Source organism: Mesorhizobium neociceri (assembly GCF_013520985.1).
Lineage (GTDB): Bacteria > Pseudomonadota > Alphaproteobacteria > Rhizobiales > Rhizobiaceae > Mesorhizobium > Mesorhizobium neociceri.
This window is the reverse complement of record NZ_JACDTY010000013.1, coordinates 155,003-180,373: the sequence shown is the minus strand read 5'-3', so window position 1 is coordinate 180,373 and position 25,371 is coordinate 155,003. Positions and strand designations below refer to the sequence as shown.

Annotated in this window: 24 protein-coding genes; 9 read left to right on the top strand and 15 right to left on the bottom strand. The window is 62.5% G+C overall.

Annotated elements, in window-relative coordinates:
• Positions 1-34: 34 nt before the first annotated feature.
• Positions 35-1,600, bottom strand: coding sequence for a trimethylamine methyltransferase family protein (locus H0241_RS24130; protein ID WP_181060329.1), 1,566 nt, complete (start codon positions 1,598-1,600; stop codon positions 35-37).
• 92 nt (positions 1,601-1,692) lie between these two features.
• On the opposite strand from H0241_RS24130, the gene H0241_RS24125 reads away from it, so the two are divergent.
• The 3 genes from H0241_RS24125 to H0241_RS24115 all read left to right on the top strand — a co-directional run bounded on the left by H0241_RS24125 (position 1,693) and on the right by H0241_RS24115 (position 5,038).
• Positions 1,693-2,595 carry a LysR substrate-binding domain-containing protein gene (locus tag H0241_RS24125; protein WP_181060328.1) on the top strand — a complete coding sequence of 301 codons (903 nt, stop codon included), beginning with the start codon at positions 1,693-1,695 and terminating at the stop codon, positions 2,593-2,595.
• 270 nt (positions 2,596-2,865) lie between these two features.
• Positions 2,866-4,719 (top strand): DNA mismatch repair endonuclease MutL, encoded by a 1,854-nt coding sequence (gene mutL / locus H0241_RS24120; RefSeq protein ID WP_181060327.1) that lies wholly within the window; start codon positions 2,866-2,868, stop codon positions 4,717-4,719.
• A gap of 4 nt (positions 4,720-4,723) precedes the next feature.
• The gene (locus H0241_RS24115) at positions 4,724-5,038 is read left to right on the top strand and encodes a DUF1905 domain-containing protein (RefSeq protein WP_181060326.1); all 315 of its coding nucleotides are present in this window, start codon (positions 4,724-4,726) and stop codon (positions 5,036-5,038) included.
• Positions 5,039-5,077: 39 nt separating this feature from the next.
• Here the strand turns inward: H0241_RS24115 and H0241_RS24110 are convergent, their stop codons facing one another.
• Both H0241_RS24110 and H0241_RS24105 read right to left on the bottom strand, forming a co-directional pair.
• On the bottom strand, positions 5,078-5,833 hold the full coding sequence (locus H0241_RS24110; protein WP_181060325.1) for a hypothetical protein: 756 nt from the start codon (positions 5,831-5,833) through the stop codon (positions 5,078-5,080).
• A 147-nt stretch (positions 5,834-5,980) separates the two neighbouring features.
• Positions 5,981-6,874: a DMT family transporter gene (locus H0241_RS24105; protein WP_181060324.1), complete on the bottom strand. Its 894-nt coding sequence runs from the start codon at positions 6,872-6,874 to the stop codon at positions 5,981-5,983.
• Between the two features lie 91 nt (positions 6,875-6,965).
• Between H0241_RS24105 and H0241_RS24100 the strand changes: the two genes are divergently transcribed.
• Complete coding sequence (locus H0241_RS24100) at positions 6,966-7,892, top strand: LysR substrate-binding domain-containing protein (RefSeq protein WP_235984436.1); 927 nt, start codon at positions 6,966-6,968, stop codon at positions 7,890-7,892.
• A 17-nt stretch (positions 7,893-7,909) separates the two neighbouring features.
• Here the strand turns inward: H0241_RS24100 and H0241_RS24095 are convergent, their stop codons facing one another.
• Positions 7,910-8,509: a hypothetical protein gene (locus tag H0241_RS24095; protein ID WP_181060323.1), complete on the bottom strand. Its 600-nt coding sequence runs from the start codon at positions 8,507-8,509 to the stop codon at positions 7,910-7,912.
• Positions 8,510-8,623: 114 nt separating this feature from the next.
• Here H0241_RS24095 and H0241_RS24090 point away from each other — a divergent pair, with 114 nt between their 5' ends.
• Positions 8,624-8,857 carry a DUF2093 domain-containing protein gene (locus H0241_RS24090; RefSeq protein WP_112564953.1) on the top strand — a complete coding sequence of 78 codons (234 nt, stop codon included), beginning with the start codon at positions 8,624-8,626 and terminating at the stop codon, positions 8,855-8,857.
• Between the two features lie 6 nt (positions 8,858-8,863).
• Here H0241_RS24090 and lpxK read toward each other — a convergent pair whose 3' ends face one another.
• From lpxK to epmA, 7 genes are all read right to left on the bottom strand, one after another.
• Positions 8,864-9,892, bottom strand: a complete 1,029-nt coding sequence (gene lpxK / locus H0241_RS24085; RefSeq protein WP_181060322.1) for a tetraacyldisaccharide 4'-kinase — start codon at positions 9,890-9,892, stop codon at positions 8,864-8,866.
• Position 9,893: 1 nt separating this feature from the next.
• Entirely contained in the window at positions 9,894-11,210 is a 1,317-nt protein-coding gene (gene waaA / locus H0241_RS24080) for a lipid IV(A) 3-deoxy-D-manno-octulosonic acid transferase (RefSeq protein ID WP_181060321.1), read from the bottom strand.
• Positions 11,203-11,997: a lysophospholipid acyltransferase family protein gene (locus H0241_RS24075; RefSeq protein WP_181060320.1), complete on the bottom strand. Its 795-nt coding sequence runs from the start codon at positions 11,995-11,997 to the stop codon at positions 11,203-11,205. Before H0241_RS24075 ends, waaA begins: the two co-directional genes overlap by 8 nt.
• 5 nt (positions 11,998-12,002) lie before the next feature.
• Positions 12,003-12,248 (bottom strand): DUF4170 domain-containing protein, encoded by a 246-nt coding sequence (locus H0241_RS24070; RefSeq protein ID WP_181060319.1) that lies wholly within the window; start codon positions 12,246-12,248, stop codon positions 12,003-12,005.
• Positions 12,249-12,316: 68 nt separating this feature from the next.
• Complete coding sequence (locus H0241_RS24065) at positions 12,317-13,117, bottom strand: 3'(2'),5'-bisphosphate nucleotidase CysQ (RefSeq protein ID WP_181060318.1); 801 nt, start codon at positions 13,115-13,117, stop codon at positions 12,317-12,319.
• On the bottom strand, positions 13,104-14,447 hold the full coding sequence (locus H0241_RS24060; protein ID WP_181060317.1) for a TldD/PmbA family protein: 1,344 nt from the start codon (positions 14,445-14,447) through the stop codon (positions 13,104-13,106). The genes H0241_RS24065 and H0241_RS24060 overlap by 14 nt, the downstream gene beginning before the upstream one ends.
• Positions 14,448-14,661: 214 nt before the next feature.
• Positions 14,662-15,708, bottom strand: a complete 1,047-nt coding sequence (gene epmA / locus H0241_RS24055; protein ID WP_181060316.1) for an EF-P lysine aminoacylase EpmA — start codon at positions 15,706-15,708, stop codon at positions 14,662-14,664.
• Positions 15,709-15,837: 129 nt separating this feature from the next.
• On the opposite strand from epmA, the gene efp reads away from it, so the two are divergent.
• From efp to H0241_RS24040, 3 genes are all read left to right on the top strand, one after another.
• A complete protein-coding gene (efp, locus tag H0241_RS24050; protein ID WP_142866998.1) occupies positions 15,838-16,407 on the top strand; it encodes an elongation factor P in 570 nt (189 codons plus the stop codon).
• Positions 16,408-16,478: 71 nt separating this feature from the next.
• Positions 16,479-17,939, top strand: coding sequence for a phospholipase D-like domain-containing protein (locus H0241_RS24045; protein ID WP_181060315.1), 1,461 nt, complete (start codon positions 16,479-16,481; stop codon positions 17,937-17,939).
• Positions 17,940-17,962: 23 nt separating this feature from the next.
• Positions 17,963-18,763 (top strand): endonuclease/exonuclease/phosphatase family protein, encoded by an 801-nt coding sequence (locus H0241_RS24040; RefSeq protein WP_181060314.1) that lies wholly within the window; start codon positions 17,963-17,965, stop codon positions 18,761-18,763.
• A 55-nt stretch (positions 18,764-18,818) separates the two neighbouring features.
• Here H0241_RS24040 and H0241_RS24035 read toward each other — a convergent pair whose 3' ends face one another.
• Both H0241_RS24035 and H0241_RS24030 read right to left on the bottom strand, forming a co-directional pair.
• Complete coding sequence (locus tag H0241_RS24035; protein WP_181060313.1) at positions 18,819-19,625, bottom strand: DNA adenine methylase; 807 nt, start codon at positions 19,623-19,625, stop codon at positions 18,819-18,821.
• Complete coding sequence (locus H0241_RS24030; RefSeq protein ID WP_181060312.1) at positions 19,622-21,976, bottom strand: DGQHR domain-containing protein; 2,355 nt, start codon at positions 21,974-21,976, stop codon at positions 19,622-19,624. The genes H0241_RS24035 and H0241_RS24030 overlap by 4 nt, the downstream gene beginning before the upstream one ends.
• Positions 21,977-22,277: 301 nt before the next feature.
• On the opposite strand from H0241_RS24030, the gene H0241_RS24025 reads away from it, so the two are divergent.
• Positions 22,278-22,814 (top strand): dihydrofolate reductase family protein, encoded by a 537-nt coding sequence (locus H0241_RS24025; protein ID WP_181060311.1) that lies wholly within the window; start codon positions 22,278-22,280, stop codon positions 22,812-22,814.
• 258 nt (positions 22,815-23,072) lie between these two features.
• Here the strand turns inward: H0241_RS24025 and H0241_RS24020 are convergent, their stop codons facing one another.
• Positions 23,073-23,945, bottom strand: coding sequence for a patatin-like phospholipase family protein (locus H0241_RS24020; protein WP_181060310.1), 873 nt, complete (start codon positions 23,943-23,945; stop codon positions 23,073-23,075).
• Entirely contained in the window at positions 23,942-25,183 is a 1,242-nt protein-coding gene (locus tag H0241_RS24015; RefSeq protein ID WP_407941771.1) for a M16 family metallopeptidase, read from the bottom strand. Before H0241_RS24015 ends, H0241_RS24020 begins: the two co-directional genes overlap by 4 nt.
• Positions 25,184-25,371: the final 188 nt, after the last annotated feature.

Sequence of the window (25,371 nt, the reverse complement as noted above, 5' to 3'; positions counted from 1 at the left end):
TCCGACGAGTGGCGTTGTTCGCCCTTCTAGATGTTCAGTACCAGGCGTCCGCCATCTCGATCTTTTTACGGCCCATGAACTCCTGCAGCGCCTCGTCAATTGCCTCGTCCAGCGGTGGCGCCTGGTATTCGGCCAGCGCCTTTTTCCAGCGCCGGTTGGCGCGGATGGCGGCATCTTCCGATCCGGCCGCCTCCCATTTCTCGTAGGGCTCATTGTCGGCGATCTCGGAATCCCAGAACGCCGTCTCGTAATTGGCCAGGGTGTGGGCCGACCCGAAGAAATGGCTGCCCGGCCCGACTTCCCTGAAAGCGTCGAGCGCCAGCTGGTTGTCGTCGATCTTCACCCCGTCGAGATAGGTGTGCAGCGCGCCGCAGAAATCGGCATCCATGACGAATTTTTCGTAGGACATCGACAGCAAGCCATCGAGGAAACCAGCCGAGTGCAGGATAAAATTGGCGCCGCAATGCACCGCCGCCAGCATCGACATGGTGCCTTCGTTCATGGCATGCGCATCGGGCAGTTTCGAGGTGGTGAAATTGCCAGAGCATCTAAGCGGCAGGTTCAGCCGGCGCGCCAGTTGCCCGATGACCATGGAGCCGATCGCCGGCTCCGGTGTGCCGAAGGTCGGCGAGCCCGAGCGCAGCGACATCGAGGACAGGAAATTGCCGAAAATGACCGGTGCGCCCGGCCTTTCAAGCTGGGTGAGCGCGCAGCCGGCCATGGTTTCAGCCAGCGACTGGGCGATGGCGCCGGCATTGGTGACCGGGCCCATGGCACCGCCAAGGATGAACGGCACGATGACTGCCGCCTGGTTGGCACGCGCATAGGCGCGCAGCGCCGTCGTCATCGTCGCGTCCCAGACCAGTGGCGAGTTGACGTTGACATTGCCGAGGATGACGCAGTTTTCGTCGACAAAGTCCCGACCGAAAACGATGCGCGCCATGTCGATCGAATCCTCGGCGCGGCTCTCTGCCGTCACCGAGCCCATGAAGCCGCGGTCGGAATATTTGATGTGGCTGTAGACCATGTCGAGATGGCGCTTGTTGACCGGCACATCGACAGGTTCGCAGATGGTGCCACCGGAATGGTGTAGCCAGGGCGAGGATTGCGCCAGCTTCACGAAATTGCGGAAATCTTCGATCGTGCCGTAGCGGCGGCCCTTGTCGATATCCATGACGAAGGGCGAGCCATAGGCCGGCGAGAAGACGACGCTCTTGCCGCCGATCTCGACAGAATTGGCCGGGTTGCGTGCATGCTGGGTGAAGCTCGCCGGCGCCGTCTTTAGGATCTCGCGCAGCATGCCCGGCTCGAACTTGACCAGCACACCGTCAATATCGGCCCCTGCCCGTTTCCAGTGCGCAAGCGCTGCCGGATCGTCGCGGAATTCGATGCCGATCTCGGCCAGTATCCGGTCGGCGGTCGCCTCTATGCGCAGCAGGTTCTCCTCCGACAGGATGTCGTAGGTCGGGATGTTGCGGACGATATACGGGCGGCTGAGCCCTTCCGAACCGTGCGAACGCAATTCGCGCCTGGCAATGCGGCCACCGCCACGTTCGCGGCGTTTGGCTGGTTCGATCACAACATCGGCCGGCGCGTTCATCAGACCTCCCTTTTTCCCTTGTAAGATAATCTACCCAGACGAATTTCCGCTGTGACGCTGGAAAATCCTGATCTCTTGTATAAGCTGAGCTTATGCGAAGCCTGCGCCACCTCCTGCCTTCGGCCGGCAGCTTGATCGTCTTTGAGGCGGCCGGCCGGCTGTCGAGCTTCACCGCCGCCGGGCGCGAGCTCGGCATGACGCAGGCCGCCGTCTCCTATGCGGTGCGCGGGCTGGAGGAACAGCTCGGCGCAAAGCTGTTCCAGCGCCGCCATCGCCAGGTCATTCTGACGGAAGCCGGCGAGCGGTTCCACGCCGACGTCTCGCTCGGCCTCTCGCACATCCGCAAATCGGCGGAGGATCTGCGCATGCAGGTGACCGGCGGCCACGTCACGCTTGCCGCCTCGACCGCCTTCGGCTCGTTCTGGATGATGCCGCGCCTGCAGCAGTTCCGCGACGAACTGCCGGGCATCGACCTGCGCATCCAGACCGCCGACCGCGACCTCGACATCATCGCCGAAGGCATTCCGCTTGCGGTGCGCGGCGGCGAACCGCGCGACTGGGCCGATTATCATTCGCTGCCGCTGGCCGACGAGGAGATCTTCCCGGTCGTTGGCGCCAGCTACCTCGCGAAGTTCGGCATGCCGAAAACTGTGGCGGAGCTGGCCACGCATCGCCTGATCCATCTCGAGGAGCCCTACCGCGAGGCGGCAAGCTGGGACGAATGGTTCCGGTCGGCCGGAGGCAGCCTCGACAACACCGCGCGCGGCCTGCGCATCAACGATTACGGCCTGGTGATCCAGGGCGTCATGGAGGGCCAGGGCATCGCGCTCGGCTGGCGGCATCTGGCCGAGCGGCTGTTGGCCACGGGGCTGCTGGTGCCGGTGACCGACCATGTGCTGAAGACCGGCAAGGCGTTCTACGTCGTCTGGCCGAAGAACCGCGAGCTCAGCGAGAATGCGCGGAAAGTCAGGGATTGGCTGGCGGCGCAGGCTTGAGTTTCGCATATCTGGTGCAAGGCAAAGCTGGCGCTCTACGGCGCCCCCCTCTGGCCTGCCGGCCATCTCCCCCACTTGGGGGGAGATCAGCTAGCGCACCCGCTTTCGCCAATCTCAAACGTTGCAGGAAGCCGCCGGCGGTGAAGCTGCCAATCTCACCCCTCGTGGGGGAGATGTCCGGCAGGACAGAGGGGGGCGCGAAGGATTGCGGCGAACAACATTAATTGCACCCCTCGCCCGCCACCTTCGAATCCGCCTATAGTACCCCCCATGCCCATTCGCCAGCTTTCCGAAACGATGATCAACCAGATCGCCGCCGGCGAAGTCATCGAGCGTCCGGCGAGCGTGGTGAAGGAACTGGTCGAGAACGCGCTCGATGCTGGCGCCACACGAGTCGAGGTGGTCACAGCCGGCGGCGGACTGAACCTGATTCGCGTCACCGATGACGGCTTCGGCATCCCACAACAGGAGCTGGCGCTGGCCATCGCGCGCCACTGCACGTCCAAGCTTGCCGACAACATTCACGACATCCGCTCGCTCGGTTTTCGCGGCGAAGCGCTGCCCTCGATCGGCTCCGTGTCGCGGCTGTCGATCCGCTCGCGCACAGCCGCCGGCGACGCTGCCGCAGAAATCGGTATCGAGGGCGGCCGGGTTTCGGCCATCAAACCGGCGGCGGCCAACCGCGGCACCACGGTCGAGGTGCGCGACCTGTTCTTCGCAACGCCGGCAAGGCTCAAATTCATGAAAGGCGAGCGGGCGGAAAGCTCGGCCACCAGCGATGTGGTCAAGCGCATCGCCATCGCCTTCCCCGCCGTGCGCCTCACGCTGGCCGGGTCCGACCGCTCGACGCTGGAATTGCCGGCGACCGACGACAGCGCGGAGGGCAGCCTGCGCCGCGTCGCCCAGGTGATGGGCGCCGAGTTCCCCGACAATTCCATCGCCATCGATGCCAGCCGTGACGGCGTGCACCTGACCGGCCATGTCTCGATCCCGTCCTTCACCCGCGCCAACGCGCTGCAGCAATATGCCTATGTCAACGGCCGCCCGGTGCGCGACAAGCTGATCGCCGGCGCCATTCGCGGCGCCTTCGCCGACGTGCTGCCGCGCGACCGGCATGCTGTCACGGTGCTGTTCCTGACGCTCGATCCGGCAACCGTCGACGTCAACGTCCACCCGGCCAAGGCCGATGTGCGCTTCCGCGACCCAGGCCTGGTGCGCGGGCTGATCGTCGGCGCCATCCGCGAGGCGCTCGCCAATTCCGGCATACGCGCCGCCACGAGCGGAGCCGCGGGCATGATGGCGGCGTTCCGGCCCGGAGCCGCCTCCTATGCCCATGCCGGACCAGCCAACGGCCATCGCAGCTATGACGCTGCCTACCGGGCGTCGGGTTTTGCCGGCTTCGACCGCTCGCCGCAGCGGCCGCTGGATATGGGCTTTGATGGCGCTGGCTTCGGCGAAAACGAGCAGGCGGCTTTCGATGCCGGCCCGCTCGCCAGCGCCGACGCGCGTGCCGGCACGGCCGAACCGGCAGAGACGCTGCTCGGCACGGTGCTGGGCGCCGCCCGCGCGCAGGTGCACGAGAACTATATCGTGGCGCAGACCCGGGATTCGCTTGTCATCGTCGACCAGCATGCGGCGCATGAGCGGCTTGTCTACGAAGCGCTGAAGAATGCGCTGCATTCACGCGCAGTGCCGTCGCAGATGCTGCTGTTGCCGGAGATCGTCGACCTGCCGGAGGAAGATGCCGAGCGGCTGGCCCTTCATTCCGAGACGCTAGCCCGCTTCGGCCTCGGCATCGAACGCTTCGGCCCCGGTGCGGTGGCGGTGCGCGAGACGCCGTCCATGCTGGGCGAGACCAATGTCCAGCAGCTGGTGCGTGATCTCGCCGATGAGATCGCCGACAACGACACGGTCGAGACGCTGAAAGAGCGCCTGGACAAGATTGCCGCCACCATGGCCTGCCACGGTTCGGTACGCTCCGGCCGCCTGCTCAAACCCGAGGAGATGAACGCGCTGCTGCGCCAGATGGAGGCAACGCCGGGGTCCGGCACCTGCAACCACGGCCGCCCGACCTATATCGAGCTCAAGCTCGCCGATATCGAACGGCTGTTCGGGCGGCGATAAGTCCGTGAGCGGCGAGTCGACGGTCCGGTTCCGGTTCGAAGCCGAAGTGATCCACTGGCGGGGTCCGTCGCCATACTTCTTCGCGCCAATCCCCGAGCAGTATGGCGAAGAGATCAAAAAGGTCGCGAAGTTCGCGACCTATGGCTGGGGGGTGATACCTGTCGAGGCGACTATTGACGGCTTCATGTTCGGCACATCGCTGTTTCCCAAGGACGGAAGCTATCTTTTGCCTTTGAAGGACGACGTCCGGCGTAAGTGCAATCTAACGGCAGGCGATTCGATTTCCGCTTCCGTGGCGATATACCTTCGCGGACGATAACGACGCGGCCCGTGGGCGGTTATGTCCGTAGGGGTCGACTCACTTCCTCAAACGGTACTTCTTGGTCTTGCGGTCAAAGACATAGTCCTCTTCATAGCCGGCGCGGCCATCGTAGAAATTCACGGATATGATGTCCTTGCCTCGCTCAACACTCTTCTGCACGTTCCAGAAGATGGGTGTCATCAGCATGCCCGCATTGCAGAGGTCGCCGCCGAATTTGATGGTCTGCACGACCTTCTGCCGTTTCTTGTTGATGATCTGCATCTTCGTCATGCAGATTGCGTCGTCGGTTTTCGTGTAGATCCCGGCAAACCTGTTGGTGGCCGTCTGCGCCCAGAAAGGAATCTCGACGGTTCCTTCGACCTTCCCCTCCCCGGTATCGTCCAGGCCCGCGACCTTCCTGAGACTGACCGGAAATTTGTCCGCGCCCTTGCTCCAATTGCCTGTCAGGCTACCGTCGCCGAGCTCAAGGGAAAACGGGCATCCGGTGGTGTCGACAGGGGTTTTGGAGCCCATGACGATGACGCGCTCGAACTCCTTGTCATCGGCAATCTCGCAAAGCGCGAGGCTGGTACCAGTGGCTTTGCCGTAGAGTGCGATCGGACTTTGCTTGGCGTCGTAGAAGAAACTGCCCTGGACAGTGATGCCGCTGCCGAAACTGTAGGTCTGTAGGGAGAGGTGGACGGGGTTGGGACCGATGGACCCTTCGTAGTTTTCCACGTGATACCAACCCGCCATGGCGTTGCTGCCTAACAGCAGCAAGCAAAATACGGCCGATACGAACTGCCTGACCATCCCGACCCCCCCCCCGGTGAATTTCAACGCACCATAGCCACCCGGTTGGGTCCTGTCTGCACCGCAGCAGCGGTCGGCCATTTCGTGCGCTGAGAAATACCGGTGCGGCTCTCACTATGATTCGGGAAAGGCGTCCAACCCTCTGATCTAACGCTTCAAATTCACCACGATGACGCCGCCGAGCGCCAGCGCACCGCCGATTATGCCGAGCAGCGTCGGCACTTCGCCCAGCCAGAAGAAGCCGATCAGCGCCGACATGGGCGAGACCAGATAGAGGAAGTTCGAAGCGCGCGCCGCCGGGAGACGTGACAGAGCGGTTGCCCAGGCGGCATAGGCGATCAGGCTGGGCACGATGCCGAGAAAGATCACTGCGCCGAGACCGGCTGTGTTGGCGACCGCTGCCTGCGCAAAGCCGCTTGGCAGAAAGGGTGCCAGGCAAAGAGCACCAAGGATCATGTTCGAGGCCGAAATGGTCAGCGGGTGATGGCGGGCAAAGAGCGGCTTCTGGACGATCGTGTTGACGGCCGAGCACAGCGCGGAGCCAAGAACCAGCAGCGCGCCGGTGTCGAAATGCAGGCCATTGCCGTCGGCGACCGCAATGATGCCGATGCCGGCGAAAGAAATGGCCGTGCCGAACCAGGCCCAGCCGGAGAAGCGCTCGCCGAGCAAGGCCATTGCCATAATAGCGGTGAAGATCGGGCTGACATTGATGATGAAACCCGCGGCACCTGCCGAAACCGTCAGTTCGCCGTAGTTGAGCATGACGGTATAGAGCGCGACGAAGATGGCGCCGCCAAAGGCGAGACGCCACAACTCGTCGAGCCTCGGCAGCGCCGGGCGCTTGACGGCAAGAAAGATCGCCGCCGGCACCGCGGCAATGGCAAAGCGCAGCGCACCGAGTTCCAGCGGCCCAAAGGCGGCGAGTCCGGCACGGATCGCGGGAAAGGCCGAGGCCCAGCCGACCACCGTCAACGCCACGGCGATGGCTGCTGTGGTGTCCATCCGCTGTGTCGGATTCGACGTGCTGGTCGTTGCGCTCATCTCATTGTCCTCGGATTTGCTCGTGTTGAAAGGCAGAAAGCGCCCTTTCGGGACCGTTGACAAACGATCAAATCGAGGATCACCTGTGACTATGGATCACAGCTCAGACACAATGGTGCCGCTCGAGACATTGCGCGCCTTCGATGCGGCGGCGCGCACCGGGAGCTTTTCGGCCGCGGCCGAAAAACTCAACATCACCCATGGCGCCGTCAGCCGGCAGATCGCCAAGCTGGAGGACTGGCTGGGTCTGAAAGTGTTCGACCGCGGGGCGCGCGGCGTCTCGCTGACCATCGAGGGCAACCGCCTGCATCTGCGCACGGCGGAAGCCTTTGCGCTGATCTCCACCCATTCCGACCGCTGGGTCGAGCCGCGCGGCACAGCCGTGGTGCGGCTGACCTCGATCCCCTCGGTCAGCGGGCTGTGGCTGATGCCGCGCATGGCGGCGCTGGAGAACAATCCCACCAAGCTGCGCATCGTACTCGACGTCGACATCCGCCAGGCCGACCTTGCCGATGAAGGCATCGACCTGTCGATCCGTTGCGGCCGCGGCGGCATTCCAGGCCGGATCTCGGTGAAACTGTTCGAGGAGCATGTGTTTCCCGTTGCCGCCCCCGGCCTTGCCCGCGAGATCGGCCGCGGCGACCCTGCCCGGCTGCTCAAATTTCCGCTGATCAACGATTCCGACGCTTCGGCCTGGCGCGCCTGGTTTGCGGCGCAAGGCATGGATTACCGCCCGCGGCCGCAAGACCGCCGCTTCGAGGACTACAATCTGGTGCTCGATGCCGCCGCCTATGGGCTCGGCATCGCATTGGCGCGACCGCCACTGACCGGGCATCAGCTGGAGGCGGGCCGCATCGTTGCCGTCGACGAGCGCACCGCGCTCAACCCGGTGTCATACTGGCTCGACCGGCCGCTGGGTCGGCCGCGCACGGCTGCCGCCGAACTTTCGCGCCGCATCGCCGTCGAGGCGGGACTGGCGATGGACAAGATGGAAGCGTTCCTCGAAGCCGAGCGCTAGGATCAATCGTTCGGCACTCAGCGAAGCAGCAGCAGAACGAACCCGACAATCGCGACCGCCAGAAACCCGGCCGCCAGTGCCATCAGGCCGACACGCATATGCTGCCTGTCTTCGGGCTGGACCGCGTCATGCGGCCGAGACGTCACCTGCCCTCGTTTTGCCGCAGCGTCGATGCCAGAGGCGCGGCGCTGCGGCGAAACTTCAGAGACGAGAAAGGCAAGCCATGGCAGGCCTGCGGGTTTTGCAGCGGCGCCATCGTCGGCCCTTGCCAACGGCACAGGCAGACCGCGCTGTGCGTCATCGTTTGCCGGCGTGGCCGCCACGGCCCGTGTCGGCCGCCCCGCATCGTCTGGCGCCTCGGCGCCCGGTTCGGCAATTGCCAGATAGGCCAGCAGGATTTCGGCGGATCCTGTCTGCTGCCCCCTTGCGGCGGCGGACAATTGTGCCTGGAGCGCCAGCACCGCTGCAGGCTGAACAGCCCGGCCGGACGGCGCCGGTGGCTGCGCCAGCGCCTTGATAAGCGCCGTTTTCGCCGGGTCGGCCTTCGCCGACGGCACCGCCGCCAATATCATGGCTTCGCGCAGCAGAGCTGTCAGGCGGGCGGATGAAACGTCCATGCCGGTCCCATGAGAATGGTTTGCGGCGCGACAATAGAGCCTCAGCATTGCGTCAAGCTTGACCTTGCCGGCAATTTATGGCGATGAAATCAGCATGAAGTCAGGCACCACCCCATGATGAACCGTTTCGAAGGCCCTGGCGGCAAGGAAGCCCGGATTCGCTATCTCGACGGCGACTTCCAGGTCACCAGCCCCGGCGCATTCGTGCGCTGCGCGGTGACCGGCGAGAGCATTCCGCTGGACGAGCTGAAATACTGGAGCGTCGCCAGGCAGGAGCCCTATGTCAGCGCCGCCGCCTCGCTGCGCCGCGAGATCGAAACGCATCCGGAACTGCGCAGCCGGCGCTAGCGCCGATCAGCTCCGCAGCCTGCGCTGGCGCCAGGCATCCAGTGTCTCGTCGATGATGCGCTCCGGCACATTGTCGAGCTCGAACATGGCGTCGATCTCCAGCACGTCGAGTTGGTCAAGGAATTCGGCCGGGGCAGCGCCATGACGCAGCCGGGCGGCGTCCTTGGCGGTGGTGACGAGGCCCAGTCCCTCGCGGCGCGCGGTTGCCGCCAGTTCGGCAAGTTCATCAGGGGCATAGAAGTGATGGTCAGGAAACGAACGCGTCAGCGCCACCTCCGCGCCGGTGCCGCGCAGCGTCTCGAAGAATTTTTCGGGATGACCGATGCCGGCAAAGGCCAGGAAACGCCGGCCGGCGAAGCGTTCCTTGGCACCGGGTTCGGCACGCGCCTCGAAGATCGGCCGGCCGGCGCGCGCCGCCTGGCGCACGACCTGGTCGGCGGCGGTGCCCTCGCCCATCTTCAACAGCCCGTCGGTGAAGACCAGCTGGTCGACGACATTGGCTCGCAGCGGCCCGCCCGGAATGACACGGCCATTGCCGATACCGTAGCGGGCGTCGACGACCACCAGCGCATAATCGATATGGATGCGCGCGCTCTGAAAACCGTCATCCATGATCAGGAAATCGCAGCCATGGGCTTCCATGAGCAGTTTGGCGCCGGCGGCGCGGTTGGGACTTACCGCGACAGGCGCATGTTCGGCCAAAAGCAGCGGCTCGTCGCCGACATGCTTGGCGGCGTCGTGACTGATATCGACGACATGCGGCTGCGCGAACGAGCCGCCATGGCCGCGCGACAGGAAGCCGGGATTGAGTTGCATGCGCCTGGCCTGCTTTGCCAGAGCGATGGCGACCGGCGTCTTGCCGCTGCCGCCGACGGTGAAATTGCCGACGCAAAGCACTGGCGCGTCGATCTTTTCTCGCGGCGCGTGGCGCATGCGGCGGCCGGCGACCATGCTATAGACTGCCGACAGCGGCGACAGCGCAAAGACCCGCCAGTCCGGCGCTTCCCACCAGAAAGGTGGTGCTTCGGAGGCCACTCTATCGCCCGTCGGCGCCCTTCAGGCGCGATTTGACGATCAGCGGCTGGATGTAAGGCTCGAGCGACTTCAGCGTGTGCGCCAGCGCACCGCGCATCTGGTCAACGGTGGCGGCACCGGCCGCCATCATCTCATGGCGGGCGACTTCATTGCTCAACAGGAAATTGACGGCGCCGGCCAGCATGTCGCGGTCGCGCACCAGCTTGGCGCCGCCGCTGTCGAGCAGGCGCTGATAGGCTTCACGGAAGTTCTGGACGTTGCGGCCGGCAAGCACAGCGGTGTCGAGCATGGCCGGCTCCAGCGGGTTCTGGCCGCCTTCCGAGGTCAGCGAGCGGCCGACAAAGGCGATTTCCGTCAGCCGGAGATAAAGCCCCATCTCGCCGATCGTGTCGCCGAGCAGGATATCGGTGTCGGCGGTGATCCTGTCGCCCTTGCTACGCCGCGCCAGCTTCAGGCCCATGCCGGAAATCTGTGCGGCCAGCGCCTCGGCGCGGTCGGGATGGCGCGGGACGATGATCGTCAGCAGGCCGTGATGGCGTTTGTAGAGCGTGGCGTGGACCTCGGCGGCGACCACCTCTTCGCCGTCATGGGTCGAGATCGCCGCCCAGGTCGGGCGGCCGGCGATCTGGCGCTTCAGCGTCGCCAGCGCCCTCTCGTCAACCGGCGGCGGCAAGGTGTCGACCTTGAGGTTGCCCGATACGGTGACCGGCCGGGCGCCAAGGGCGCGAAACCGCTCGCCGTCGACATCCGACTGGGCAACGACATGGGCGAGGTTCTCGAACAGCGCCTCGGCGATGTTGGCGCGCTTCTTCCAGGATTTGAACGAGCGGTCTGACAGCCGGCCATTGACCAGAACCTGCGGCACGCGGCGGGCGCCGAGTTCAAGGATGGTCATCGGCCAGATCTCGGATTCGGCGATGATGGCCAGATCCGGCCGCCAGTGGTCGAGGAAGCGGCTGACCGCCGGTTTGAGGTCGAGCGGCACATATTGGTGGATGATGCGGTCGCCGAGCCGTTCGTCGGCGACCTGCGCCGAGGTCACAGTGCCCGTCGTCAGCACGATGTTGACGCCATAGTCGAGGATGCTTTGCACCAGGGGCACGACCGCAATGGTCTCGCCGACGCTTGCCGCGTGGATCCAGATCACCGGCCCTTCAGGCCGTGGTCGCCCGGCAACGCCATAGCGCTCGCGGCTGCGGCTGCGGTCTTCCTTGCCCTGCGACGTCCGCCAGGCCACATAAGGCCCGATCAACGGATAGGCGACGGCCCCCGCGAAGCGGTACGCCGTCAGGAAGGCGCGCGCCCAGCGCTCACTCATGGATGCCGTCCACGAGGCGATAGGCCTCAGCGGTTGCGGCATTGAGGGCGGTCGTGACTTCCTGGCGCTTGCGCTCCATTTCAGACTCATCGGCATCCGCCGCCACGAAGATCGGCGTGCCGATGGTAACAGCGGAACGGCCGAATGGCAGGTTGATGGTGGTTTTGTCCCAGCTCTTTTCCAGCACCTTGCGGCGGCTGGTGGCGATAGCGACCGGCAGGAGCGGCCGACCCGAGAGGCGCGCCAGAAGAACGATACCAAGCCCTGCGTCGCGCGGCGTGCCGTGGGGAATGTCGGCGATCATGGCAACGTTCTTGCCGGCGACGAGCGACTTTTTAAGGGCGATGAGCGCCTTGGCGCCGCCCTTGTCGAGATGCTTCGTGCTTTCACGCCCGCCCGAACCGCGTACGGCCTCGATGCCAAACTTCTCCAGCATCAGTGCATTGAGCTCTGCATCGGCGCTGCGCGACACCATGGCGACCAGCGGCTTACGCTTGGGATAATAGGCCGGCGTCAGCAGGTGCTGGCCGTGCCAAAGCGCGATGATACCGGGTTCGAACTCCGAATAGCCACCGGCCGAAAAGCGTGCCGATCCGGTGACCAGCGGACTGGTTATGCGAACCAGCCGCACGTACTGGGCGAGCAGACTGGCAATGGCGTTTTTGACGAATCGCGACTGTGCAAGCGGTTCGCGAATCTTGCGCCAGAACGCCTTGGTCGTACGACTGCGGCCCCTACCCGTGGGCGCGGCTTCATTCGCTGGCCCTTTCGCCAGATCATGATCCATCGAAGTCAACCGACCGCCTTATTTTCGGGGTCGAGCAACCGATGCAGATGAACGACGAAATAGCGCATATGGGCATTGTCCACGCTGGCTTGCGCCTTGGCTTTCCACGCGGTGTGCGCGGTTTGGTAATCCGGATAGACGCCGACAATGTCGAGCGCGTCGAGATCGCGGAACTCGGTGCCGCCCAGCTTCTTCAGCTCGCCGCCGAACACCAGGTGCAAAAGCTGTTTCTTTCCGTCTTCCGCGGCCATTTCGGTCCTTCACATATTGTGAGTTTGTGACAGGTCTAGACCAAAGCCGTCGACTTTGGAACCGTCGATCACGCTTCCGTACCGGCAATGACGCCGGCAAGCACGGTGAGCAGCTCGCCACTGCCGGCGACCAAGGCTCCGTGACGGATCACCTCGCCGGCATAAAGCGGCGCGCGGCCTTGTCCGTCGAGCACGGCGCCGCCGGCCTCGCGCAAGATGAGATCGGCTGCGGCAATATCCCAGTCATGCGCGTTGGGCTTGACGAAGGTGGCGTCGAGCGCGCCGTTGGCGACCATCGCCAGCCGGTAGGCGAGCGAGGGAATATGGGCCGCGCGCTGCACCCGACCCTGCCATGCCGCCGGCATCAGGTCGATCAGTTGCTTCAGCCCGCCGATCTCGACCGTCTCGCCCAAGCGACGCACGGCAATGGGCTTGCCGTTAAGGAATGCACCCTGGCCGGGCAGCGCCCAATAGGTTTCGTCCTTGGCCGGACATTCGAGCACACCGGCAAGCGTGCGGCCATCCTCGACCACGGCGACGCTGACGCACCAGGAGCGCAGGCCTTCGAGGAAGCCGCGCGTGCCGTCGATGGGATCGACGACAAAGGTGCGCCGCGCCAGAAGCCGCGCCGGATCATCGGTCGTTTCCTCCGACAGCCAGCCATAGTCCGGCCGCGCCGCAAGCAGGGTTTCGCGCAGATAGGCATCCGCCGCGTGGTCGGCCTCGCTGACCGGCGAGGTGCCACCCTTCATCCACACTTGCGGATTCTTGCCGAAATAACGCATGGCGATCACACCCGCCTCGCGGGCAGCGTCGCGCAAAAGCTCAAGGTCTTCTGCTGCCGATATGACCGGGTCAGGCGCCGGCAAGGGTCATGCCTTCGATCAGCAGCGTCGGTGCGGCGGTGCCGAAATTGCGGTCGAGGTCGCTCGCCGGCACCATGTTGAGGAACATCGCCTTCAGATTGGAGGCGATGGTCACCTCGGCCACCGGATAGGCAAGCTCGCCATTGTCGATCCAGAAGCCCGACGCGCCGCGGCTATATTCGCCGGTCACCATGTCGACGCCCTGGCCGAACACTTCGGTGACGTAAAAGCCTGATTTCAGCGACTTGATCAGATCTTCCGGCGTCCTGTCGCCCGGCTCGATGGCGAGATTGGTCGATGATGGCGATACCGAAGAGCCGCTGCGCGCACCGCGTCCGTTGGTGGTCAGTCCCAATTCCCGCGCCGCGGACGTCGACAGGAACCAGTGCTTCAGCACGCCGTTTTCGACCATCAGCAGCTTTTCGCCTTCGACGCCTTCGCCGTCGAAAGGACGCGAGGCCTGGCCGCGGCGCCGCAGCGGCTCGTCGGTGACGGTTATGTCAGCCGACGCAACCTGCTTGCTCATCATCTCGCGCAAAAAACTGGTCTTGCGCGCCACCGAAGCGCCGTTGATGGCGCCGGCAAGATGGCCGGCAATGCCGCGCGCGACGCGCGGATCGAACACCACGTTGACCGGACCGGTCGCCGCCTTGCGGGCACCGAGGCGGCGCACTGCGCGCTCGCCAGCCTTGCGGCCGATCAGTTCCGGGGCGTCGAGATCGGAAAAATGCTGGTGCGAGGAATATTCATAGTCGCGCTCCATGCCGGTGCCCTCGCCGGCGATAACGCTGGCCGAGCGCGAGAAGCGCGAGGCGACATAGTGGCCGACGAAGCCGTTCGAGGTGGCGAGCACCAGCCCGCCCAGGCCAGCGCTGGCGCCACTGCCGGCTGAATTGGTGACGCCCTTGACGGCAAGGGCTGCTTCTTCGGCGGCCAGGGCCGCTTCCTTCAACTGATCGGCCGAAACCTCGGTGGCGTCGAACAGATCGAGGTCGCGCACCTTACCAACCAGCAAAGCCGGATCGGCAAGACCCTGATAGGGATCCTCGGGCGAGACTTTGGCCATCGCCACCGCGCGCTCGGCCAATGCCTTGGGGTCCGACGCCGCTGTCGCGGACACGCTCGCCACCCGTTTGCCGACAAAGACGCGCAGCGAGACATCGTCGCCTTCGGAGGATTCCGTGTTCTCAACCTTGCCCAGCCGCACCGACACACCGGTCGAGCGGCCGCGCACGGCAACCGCATCAGCGGCGTCGGCGCCGGCCCGTTTGGCAGCCTCGACCAGAGCCGCGACGCGGTCGGTCAATTTCGCTGCCTCTGATGTATCGGTCATGCGCATGGTCCTGGCTTCAAGCCGCCCCGGGCGGTCGCGACTGCTGCACCATCTATTGTCCCGCTGCGGCTTGTGCAATGGCGCACCGGTAATTGCGCCGCTGCGGCATAGCGCCCGAGCGAACCGCGAAAGCCAACCGCGGCGACCGCCACAGACGCGCGGCTTGACCGGTTTGTGAGGCTTAACCAAGGCCGATTTCTGTCGCCGATTTCTGTCAAAGAGTGGCGACCGGCGTCCAGATCACATCGTCGATCCGGGTTGCCCCCGTCGCCAGCATCACCAGCCGGTCGAAGCCGAGCGCCGAGCCGCTGGCCTGTGGCATGAGGGCAAGGGCGGCGAGAAAATCCTCATCGAGCGGATAGCGCTCGCCATAGACGCGCTCCTTCTCGTCCATCTCGGCGGCGAAGCGCCGGCGTTGTTCGGCTGCGTCGGTCAGCTCGCCGAAAGCATTCGCGAGCTCGACGCCGCAGCAATAGAGCTCGAAGCGTTCGGCGACGCGTGGATCCTCGGCACTCGGCCGGGCGAGCGCGGCCTCCGAGATCGGATAGCCGTAGAGGATGGTCGCCCGCCCCTGCCCCAGCACCGGCTCGACCTTTTCGACCATCACGCGGCTGAACAGATCGGCCCAATTGTCATCCTCAGCCGTGCGCAGGCCGGCCTTGACCAAGGCTTGATGGAGCGCGCCACGGTCAGTGCTGCCATCGGCGGCCACGGTGGCGAGAAGGTCGATGCCGGCATAGCGTGCAAAAGCCTCCGCGACGCTCAGCCGTTCCGGCTCAGCGAACGGGTCGGCCTCGCGGCCGCGAAAGCGGAAGGTTTTCGCGCTGGCCCGTTCGGCGGCCAGCGTGAGCAGGTCGGCGCAATCGGCCATCAGGCTCTCATAGGTTTCGCCGACCCGGTACCATTCGAGCATGGTGAATTCCGGATGGTGCAAAGGGCCGCGCTCGCGGTTGCGCCAGACGGGGCCGAGGCTGAAGATTCGCCTTTCACCTGCGGCAAGCAGCTTCTTGCTGGCGAATTCCGGCGAGGTATGGAGATAAAGCGGCCGGCGCGCGCCGTCGGCGCCGATCGCCTCGGTGGCGAAGGCCGAAAGATGCGCCTCATTGCCGGGCGAGATTTGCAGGGCCGCCGTCTCGACCTCGATGAAGTCGCGCTCGCCGAACCAGGCGCGCATGGCGGCCGCGATGCCGTTGCGCGCGATCAGCCGCGGTCGACGGTCCGCGTGAACATCCGGCGTCCACCAGGGCGAAGCCTCGGTCATGGCTTTGCCGGGCAACGGAATTGCTGACAGGGCTGGCGGTTCGGGCCAAGATGCGCTACGGCGACGGCTCTCGCAGCCGATTTGCGCCGAACAATCGTTTCAGGCCAACGAAGTCTAGGATTGAAAACCGTGGTGAAGGTCATCGCCAGTTCCCTGCGTAAAGGCAATGTCGTCGACAAGGACGGCAAGCTTTACGTGATCCTCTTTGCCGAAAACATCCACCCTGGCAAGGGCACGCCGGTCACCCAGCTCGACATGCGCCGCATCTCCGACGGGGTGAAAGTTTCGGAGCGCTACCGCACCACCGAACAGGTCGAGCGCGCCTATGTCGAGGACCGCGAGCACACCTTCCTTTACGCCGATGGCGAAGGCTATCACTTCATGAACCCGGAGAGTTACGACCAGGTCGCGGTATCGGAAAGCGTGGTCGGTGACATGGCGCCTTACCTGCTCGAAGGCATGGCGGTGCAGATCTCGCAGTTCAACGGTATCGCGATTGCCCTGGTGCTGCCGCAGCGCGCCACATTCGAGGTGGTCGAGACCGAGCCGACGACCAAGGGACAGACGGCATCTTCGTCCTATAAGCCGGCCGTGCTGTCCAACGGCGTGCGCACGGCTGTTCCCCCGCACATCGCCCCCGGCACCCGCGTGGTGGTGATGACGGCCGATGGCTCTTACGTGGAGCGGGCGAAGGACTGAGGCGCGAGCGCCTCAACCCTGTCTAATCCCTTGCATTGCCTTCTGCGGCCGCTGGCTCGATAGTCCTGCCGATGTGGCAGACCTTCGTGACCTACTGGCCTCTGATCCTCGTGATCATTCCGATGCTGATGGCCGCCATCGGCATCGTCCACGCCATCATGACCAAGGAAGACGTCCGCGCCGCCACCGGCTGGGTCGGCGTGATGCTTTTGTCGCCTTTCCTTGGCGCGATCATCTATGCCATTGCCGGCATCAACCGCATCCGCCGGGCTACAATCAGCGCCATGCGGCCCTTGGCCGGTGAAGCCGAGACGGCCAAACACGACCGCGACATTGCGCTCGAAGCGCTCATCTCGGCTGAATTCGGCCAGCGCTTTGCCGGCCTGAAGACACTGGGCGACCGGGTGGCGCGGCGCGGCCTGCTTTCGGGCAACGCAATCACCATCCTGAGGACAGGCGACGCCGCCTACGCAGCAATGTGCGGCGCGATCGACGGCGCACAACGCAGTATCCTGCTCGAAACCTACATCTTCGACAATGACAAGGTCGGGCAACGTTTCGTCGAATGCCTGGCCGGCGCGGTCCGGCGCGGCGTCACCGTGCGCGTGCTGATCGATGCCGTCGGGGTGCGCTATTCCGTGCCCAGCATTCTTACGACTCTCCGAGAAGCCGGCGTCACCGTCGACCTCTTCAACGGCAACATCGTCATGGGCCTGAGACTTCCCTATGCGAATCTGAGAACCCACAGAAAGATCCTGGTCGTCGACGGTGCGGTGGCATTCACAGGGGGCATGAACATCCGCAAGGGATTCTCGGCCGAATTCGTGGGAAACGCCAGCTCGGCGGATACGCATTTCCAGGTTACCGGGCCGGTCGTGGCCGACCTGTTTGCGGTTGCCGCCGAAGACTGGCGCTTTGCCGGCAACGAAGCCCTCAAGGACGAAGTCTGGCATGTCGAAAAATCCTCGCCGCCGCCCGGTCAGCCGATCCTGGTGCGGGCGGTGGCGTCGGGACCGGACGCCAGCATCGAAACCAACCACAAGCTGCTGATGGGGGCGTTCTCCGTCGCCCGCAAATCGATCCGCATCATGTCGCCCTATTTCCTGCCGGACCGGGAATTCATCAGCGCGCTGACCACGGCGGCGCGACGCGGCGTCGAGATCGACATCGTCGTACCGGCGGTCAACAATCTCTTCCTCGTCGGCCGCGCCATGACGGCGCAATACGACCAGGTGCTGAAGCATTATTGCCGTGTCTGGCGCCATGAAGGATCGTTCGACCACTCGAAGCTGATCTCGGTCGATGGCGTGTGGGCCTATGTCGGCTCCTCCAACCTCGACGCCCGGTCACTGCGACTGAATTTCGAGATCGACCTGGAGGTGCTGGATACCGGTTTTGCCACCGAGATCGAAACGCGCATCGGAGCGGCAATCGCTTCCGCCAAACCCGTCACACTCGCAACTTTGAAAGCGCGGCCATTTGTCATTCGCGTCTTCGACCGGTTGTTATGGCTGGGATCGCCCTATCTTTAGAATCAGGACATCGAGCAGTAGCCATGGACATAAACGGACGCAGCCTTCCAGAGACCGTGCTCCTGTCGATCCGCGGCAGGAAAGCGCGCAAGGCGAACGCGACGCCGCGCAAGCGCGTCGACGGCGCCCAGATGGTGGTCGCCTCCTACAATGTCCACAAGTGCATCGGCACCGACCGCAGATTCGATCCTGAACGCACCGCCCGCGTCATCCGCGAGATCGGCCCCGATGTCATCGCTTTGCAGGAGGCCGACAACCGCTTCGGCGACCGCGCCGGGCTGCTCGATCTTGCCCGGATCGAACACGAAACCGGGCTGGTGCCGGTGCCGGTTTCCGGAAACGGCAAGGGCCATGGCTGGCGCGGCAATGTGCTGTTGTTCAAGCGCGGCACGGTGCGCGACGTGCATCAGATCAAGCTGCCTGGACTGGAGCCGCGCGGCGCGCTGGTGGCCGAGATCGACCTCGACGAAACGCGCACGCTGCGCGTCATTGCCGCCCATCTCGGCCTGCTGCGCCGCTCTCGCTCCGAGCAGGCCCGCGTCGTGCTCGACATTATGAGCAGCCAGGATGAAAGGCCGACCTTGCTGCTCGGCGACCTCAACGAATGGCGGCTGGGCAACCGCTCGGCGCTGAAGACGCTGCACGCCACCTTTGGCTTCACCCCGGCGGCCGTGCCGACTTTCCCCTCCGGCCTGCCGGTGCTGGCGCTCGACCGCATCATGGCCAACCGGCACGGCATGGTCTCGTCGGTGGAAGCCCATGACACACCGCTATCGCGAGTGGCGTCGGATCACCTGCCGCTTACGGCTTTTGTGAGTTTGTAACGCGGTTGCTTCCGCCGGAGTTTAGACCGAATGGAAGTAGATGTAAGTTCCACGCTTATCCTGTAATCAGAAGTTCGGTTGATTGCGATCTATAAGCAGCCTTGCCTGCGATGACACTATAACGTGATAGCTGGCGATGCCGTCCGAATCCTGAATACAGATCCCTAATGCTCTCGTGGTCCGCATTTGTCATTGCGAATGCGACACCGCGTTTATGAGCACGCAACAAGGCGTCTCTTAATCGGATCTGATCGCTCCAAGCAAATATATTCTGATTATATTTAACGAATCCGTTCATGTTGTGCCGAACTGTGTAAGGCGGATCTACAAATACAAAATCTCCCGCTTCTGCCTCGTCAATAGCTTCCTCAAAGTCCCTATGTTTTAGATGCGTCCCTTGCAACGCGCTTGACCAAGCTGGAAAATCATCTGCATCGAAGATCACGGTTTGCTTTGTGCCGATAGGCACGTTGAAATTTCCTTTTAGATTTTCACGATAAAGGCCGTTCCAACACGTCCTATTGAGATAAAGAAATTGCGCCGCCCGAGTGATAGATGTCCCTAACTGCTTGGAGCGCAGTTCGTAGTAGTAGCCCGTCGAATGGGCTTCAGCGTGCGTCTGCATGAGCGCTTCAAATGGATTCAGATTGTCTCTGATCACCACAAAAAGCTCGATCAGCCGCCAATTGCAGTCGCTGAGAACCGCGTTTTTAGGTTGATTCTCAAAGAACACTGCGCCGCCACCCAAAAATGGCTCCACGTACCGACCACTGAAACTCGGAAGCGAAAACTGCCCGCTTTCAAATAGCCAACGTTTGCCCCCTGCCCATTTCAGAAACGGCTTCAGCGCTTGCTGTGTCATGCTTGAACCTTCGGATGCACTTCAGTTCGCAGCCATTCCACAAATTCTAGATCTTCACCAGTATAAGTCTTAAGTTGATTCTTATGCGCTGCAATATTCCTCAGTTCATTAAATGTATTTATCCATGAAATATAGTATTTCTGCCCAGAACGTTCGCTAGGGAGAGGATTCTTGAACACGTGCTCGAAATGATCCCAGTTGTTCTGCTGCTTCACAATTTCTGCGAGGTCAACAATGTTCAGGTAAGCCTCCTTAGGTTTACGCCGCGCCTTGTCCCTTTGCTGCGCTTCAAAAGCGTTGCGACGAATGCGCTCACTGTCAACACCGATCTCCCAGAACGCCTGTTCATCACTCGCAAGGCGATGAGTGCCATGAACCTTTTTCAACGTGTCGATCACATAGTTGGTCAAGCGCTCAGCCAGTTTCATGAGGAACTGATTTACCTCATCAATCTTCTCCGACGTGCTTTGCTCAACCCACCGCTGGAACTCTTCCGAGCCGAAATCGCTATGGGTCTCCGTCAGGATCTGCATAAGATGATAGGTGTACTCTTTGACGCCGCCTTCTCCGAACCTTCGGGCAAACCTGGTTCGAACTTCATCGTCAGAGGCTTTCTTTATAAAATTGAAAACAGGCTTGCAGAACTCCTTGATTTTATCTGCAAAATCCTCTGGCTTCATCATCGGAAAGTCCAAAGACTTCTTGTGTGAAAGATAAAGCGCCACCTCGGAAATCACGCTCAAATGGGCACGAATCCCCGGATTCACGGCGATATATGCATCGCGCCCAGCCTCCCACCGCGACGGATTCGCGACTCGCACCTCCTCGAAATAGGCGCTTAGAACGCTTGAGGCCCGCTTTATCGTATCTTCATCGGTGGCGCCCGACAGCATCCCGGGAGCAAGCGTCTTGCCCGCAAGCTTGCCGATGAGCGCAGATCGGCGCAGGCCGTTTACGGCTTCTGATATAGTAAGGTTCTGGTTCGGCTCGGGTGGCACCCCGTGGATGGCAAAGCGTCTTGCTAGCGGGCTTGTCTTGTCTGTATTCAACATTCTGACAACGGCCGAACCAAGCGCAGACAGTGCTGTTGAAGGATCGCTGTCCCCCATCCGGATGTCGGCCAGCAAGCTAACCAGCAGGCTCTTCGGAACACTCTTCTGTTTATGGTTGATCGTAATGAAAAGATCCGCCTCCTTTTGGACAGCCATCTTTTCAAAAGCCAGCACGAAAAGGCTTTGATCTAAATATTCGTCATCCAGATGCGAAAACCCATATAGTCGGTGCTGGCCATCAATTATCCAAGCCGAGCGGTATTTTGAAGGCAATGTAATCCACCCGAATTTAACATTCGGATCGGTATTCTCTGCGTTCGATATCTGATCAAATCGCGGAGCGTCTGAGAAATTGACTAGAATGTTTGTGGGGAAAAAGCCACCCTTCTGAATAAAGGCACCAATTTCCTTGATCCGCCCAGAAGATATCATACGCTGGTATGCTGGGCGCCCATCCGGATGGTTCAATGCTTGGTGGTTGATGAAGGCAATCTTCAGCAGGTTCCGAGGTGTCGTAACAAAGCTATAAAACAATTCGCCGCCAATTTTACCTCGGATCGCCGGCAACTTGACATCAGAAAGCCCTGGAACTTTCTGACCTTTAAGAAACTCGCCAAGAATTTGATACCTCCCAGCCGGCCCCATATGCTTAACAAAAGTTTCAAAATACTGAAGCTCATTCTCCGTTATAATCTTAACATCGTGAGCATCAGCGCGTTCGATATCCTGAGTTGACCAAAGTATATTGTTGGTAACGTACACCCAAATTATTTTTGGCTTCGCCTTACCCTTGGAATGCCTGCTGATAGAGTCCCTAAAGTACTGCTGTAACGAAATTGTCTCTTGAATGTCCTTCTGCAGTGAGCGTCGTCCACGCTCTGATCTTGACTTGCATTCAATTACGAGCGCGGTCTCGCTATCCTCCGCATAGACATCAATCTGCTTCTTTCCGACCGAGTCGTCGCCCCTTGTGAAGGTGATTTTGAAACTGTCACCGTTGAGGCTTCGATATCCCATAGAGTAAAGCAGGCACCAGACACGATCTTCCAACCTTTTGTCATGCCCTTTGTCACGCTTCAGCCGCGTAGCTCGCTTGCCTGCGCGTTGTACCGCCCATCCTTTGGCCTCTTCAGCAGGAACGTCGGCAGGATGCACACTTTTAAGGGCACTGGCATTCCTGCGCCTGCGATATTCCGCGGCAAGTTCAGTCACGTCACTAAGCAGTGGCGACAGAAAATTAGTCTTGCTGTCTTCAACTTCTAAGGATGGAATTTCTTCAGCCTGGGAGGCAATCGTCATGAAATTACGTTGAGATTCGTGGTTGCCGCATCGCTTAGTAGAGAGCTCGCCTGCTCCTAAATTGTCAAGACTATCACGAGGTGTGCGAGGTAGGTACACAAGCTATATTGTAGCCAGTATCCTCTCCTTGGCGGCGGTGCGATCCCTTGCCCCCGTCGCCACCTTCGGCCCATCCTTGGCCGTCTCGCTACCGGTGTTTCTCATTCCAATGTCGATCGGCAGCAGAGCCTACTGGAATTTCACGGAGTGTGTCGCATCCGCCTAGCGCCGTCCGTCCTCTGGCCACAGAAAGGAGAACGCCATGCGGAAACTGATCGTCACCGAATTCATCAGCGTCGACGGCATAGCCGAGGTCGAGAAGCTGCCCAAAGTGACCTGGAACGACGAGATGCAAAGGTTCAAGGAGGATGAGCTTGCCGATAGCGGCGCCATGCTTCTGGGGCGCACGACCTATGAGATTTTTGCCGGCTCGTGGCCGAGCGAAACCGGCGATTTTGCCGACCGGTTCAACGCGCTGCCGAAATATGTCGCTTCCACCAGCCTGAAAGCACTGGACTGGAAGCCGGCGGAGCTGCTGCAAGGGTCGCTGCCGGAAGCAGTCCGGGCGCTGAAGCAAGGTAGCGGCGGCAACATCTATGTGCATGGCAGCCTCAGCGTCGCGCAGGAATTGCTGCGCCATGGCCTGGTCGACCGCGTCAGGTTGCTGAGCTACCCCGGCTCCGTCGGTGAGGGCAAGAAGCTGTTCCCGTCCGATATGCCAGTGGCGCTGGAGCCGGTCTCGGCCCTCACGTTCGGCAATGGCGTGGTGGCGCTGGAATATACGGCTGGGAAGGTGTGACAGCTAATCTCCCCCCTCGTGGGGGTTGAGGAGTGGTCCGCGAAGCGGACGGAAAGCCAATTGCTTGGCTTTCCGAACGACGAACGCCCGGCAGGGCAGAGGGGGGCGCGAAGGAACGCCAGCGTTCGGGTTCGACCGACGAAAGCCGACAAAACGGCGTGGCGCCCAAATGGAAGTTCGTTGACAGGCTGGCGGGACAGCGCCCCCCTCTGGCCTGCCGGCCATCTCCCCCACAAGGGGGGAGATCAGCAGCCTCCCTCACCCAGCCTTCTTTCCCCGTTTGCCTTTGGTGGCAGCGCCCTCCCTGGCCTCCACCACCCTTTCCACCTCGCGCTTCAGCTCGTCCTTGATCTCTTCCGTCTCGGCCATGAGCGTGTCGATCTTCATGAAATCGAGCACGCGGTATTTCGACACCGGCGGGCGGATCAATATGTCGGGGGGGCGCTGGTTCAGCTTGTGGGCGATGATCGACTGCATCATCAATTGCGTGGCGCCGTACATCAGGTCGACGGTGGTCGGGTGCTTGCGCTCGGCTTCGCTGGGCGCGCCGACGACGTCGATGGCGATGATGATGTCGGCGGCACGTTCGATGAGATCGAACGGCACGGGATTGTAGATGCCGCCGTCGATCAGCACGCGGTCGTCGCGCGTTACCGGGCGGAATACGGCGGGGATGGCGGCCGAAGCGGCCAAGGCCGAATGCAGGTCGCCATCGTCGAAGACAGCCAGCTTGTGGCCGAAATAGTCGGTCGCCGTCACCTTGAGCGGGATCTTCAGTTCGGCGAAGGTTTCGGGAATGGCTTCGGGCAGGAAGGCCTTCAGGATGCGCTCGATGTTGAACTGGCTGACGCGGATGCCGCCCTGCATGGCCTCGGCGATTGTGCCCGGCCGCGAGCGCCACATGCGTGCCGCGACCTCGGCGCGGCGGCCAAGGATCGAGCGGGCATAGTCCTCGATGTCCTTGCCGCTCATGCCCGAGGCCATGCCGGCGCCCATGATGGCGCCGATCGAGGAGCCGGCGATGGCCACCGGCTTGATGCCGAGTTCGTCCAGCGCCTCGACGATGTGGATGTGGGCAAGGCCGCGGGCGCCGCCGCCGCCAAAGGCGATGCCGAAGGTGGGACCTGTCATTTGGCCTCCAGCTTCGGGCCGATGCTCATGATCGCGGGCTCAGGCGTCAGCAGCTTCTTCGCCGCCGCCTTAACCTGATCGAGCGTCACGCCGTTGATCAGCGCCGCACGGCGCTGCATGTAATCGATGCCAAGATTGTCGAGCTGCAACTCCACGAGCGTCGAGGCAATGGCGCTGGAGGAATCCAGATTGCTGATAGCATAGGCGCCGACCATGTATTTCTTGGTTGCGTCCAGTTCGGCCTCGGTCGGGCCCTCCCCGGCCATCTTCTTGACGACATCCTTGACGATGCCGAGCGTCTCGGCCGCGCGGTCCGAACGCGTCGCCGTGGTGATGATCAGCGCGTTGGAATGCTGGTGATCGACCAGGTTGGAATCGACGCTGTAGGCCAGACCGCGCTTTTCGCGCACCTCGTCATAGAGGCGAGAGGTGAAGGTGCCACCACCGAGAATCTGGTTCATCAGCACCGCGGCGAAGAAATCCGGCGCATCGCGCTTCACGCCGGGATAGGCAAACTGCAGCGAGGTCTGCGGCAGGTCGTAGTCGACCTCCAGCTGCTGGCCGAGTTTCAGCTCGGTATCGGCAACCGGTTGCAGCAACTGCTTTTCCGGCAGGCCGCCGAAGACGTCATCGAGCTTCTGTTTCAGTGTCGCGGCGTCGATGTCGCCAACCACCGCAACATGCAGGCCGTTGCGGGCGAAATTGGCCTTGTGGAAGGCAGCCAGATCCGCCGCCGTGATGGTGGCAATACTGTCCTTGGTGCCCTGGTCGGGCCTGGAATAGGGATGGTCGCCATAGATGGCGCGCAGCCATTTGGTCTGCGCGACGGTGTTGGGGTCGCGCTCACTGGCGATGATGCCGGAGAGGATCTGGGAGCGGATGCGGTCTATCGGCGCCTGGTCGAAGCGTGGGCTGGTGACCGCCAGCCTGAGCAGGTCGAAGGCCGCATCCTTCTGGTCGGCCAGCATGCGCATCGAGCCATAGGTGCCGTCGCGTGCCGCGTCGAAGCCCATTTCGGCGCCGGCATCGTCAAGCCTGGTCTGAAAGGCCTCGCTGTCGAGGTCGCCGGCGCCCTCGTCGAACAGGCCGGTCATCAGATTGACCAACCCTTCCCGCCCCGCCGGATCCTGCGTCGAGCCGCCATCGAAGACGAAGCGAATGGCAATGATCGGAATCGAGTGATCCTCGACCAGCCAGGCGTTGATGCCCTTGGAGGACGTCACCTGCTGGATGTCCATCGCGCGCGCGGCAAGCGCCGGCAGGACGAGGAAAAGGATGGAGAGGAACAAAGTGGCGGAGGCGCGGAGCGCCTTACCTTCTCCCCGCCAGGCTCCCCCTTCTCCCCTTGTGGGAGAAGGTGGCCGAGCGAAGCTCGGTCGGATGAGGGGTGTTCCAGCTTGGCGACGACGGCGATCCTTCACGCGCC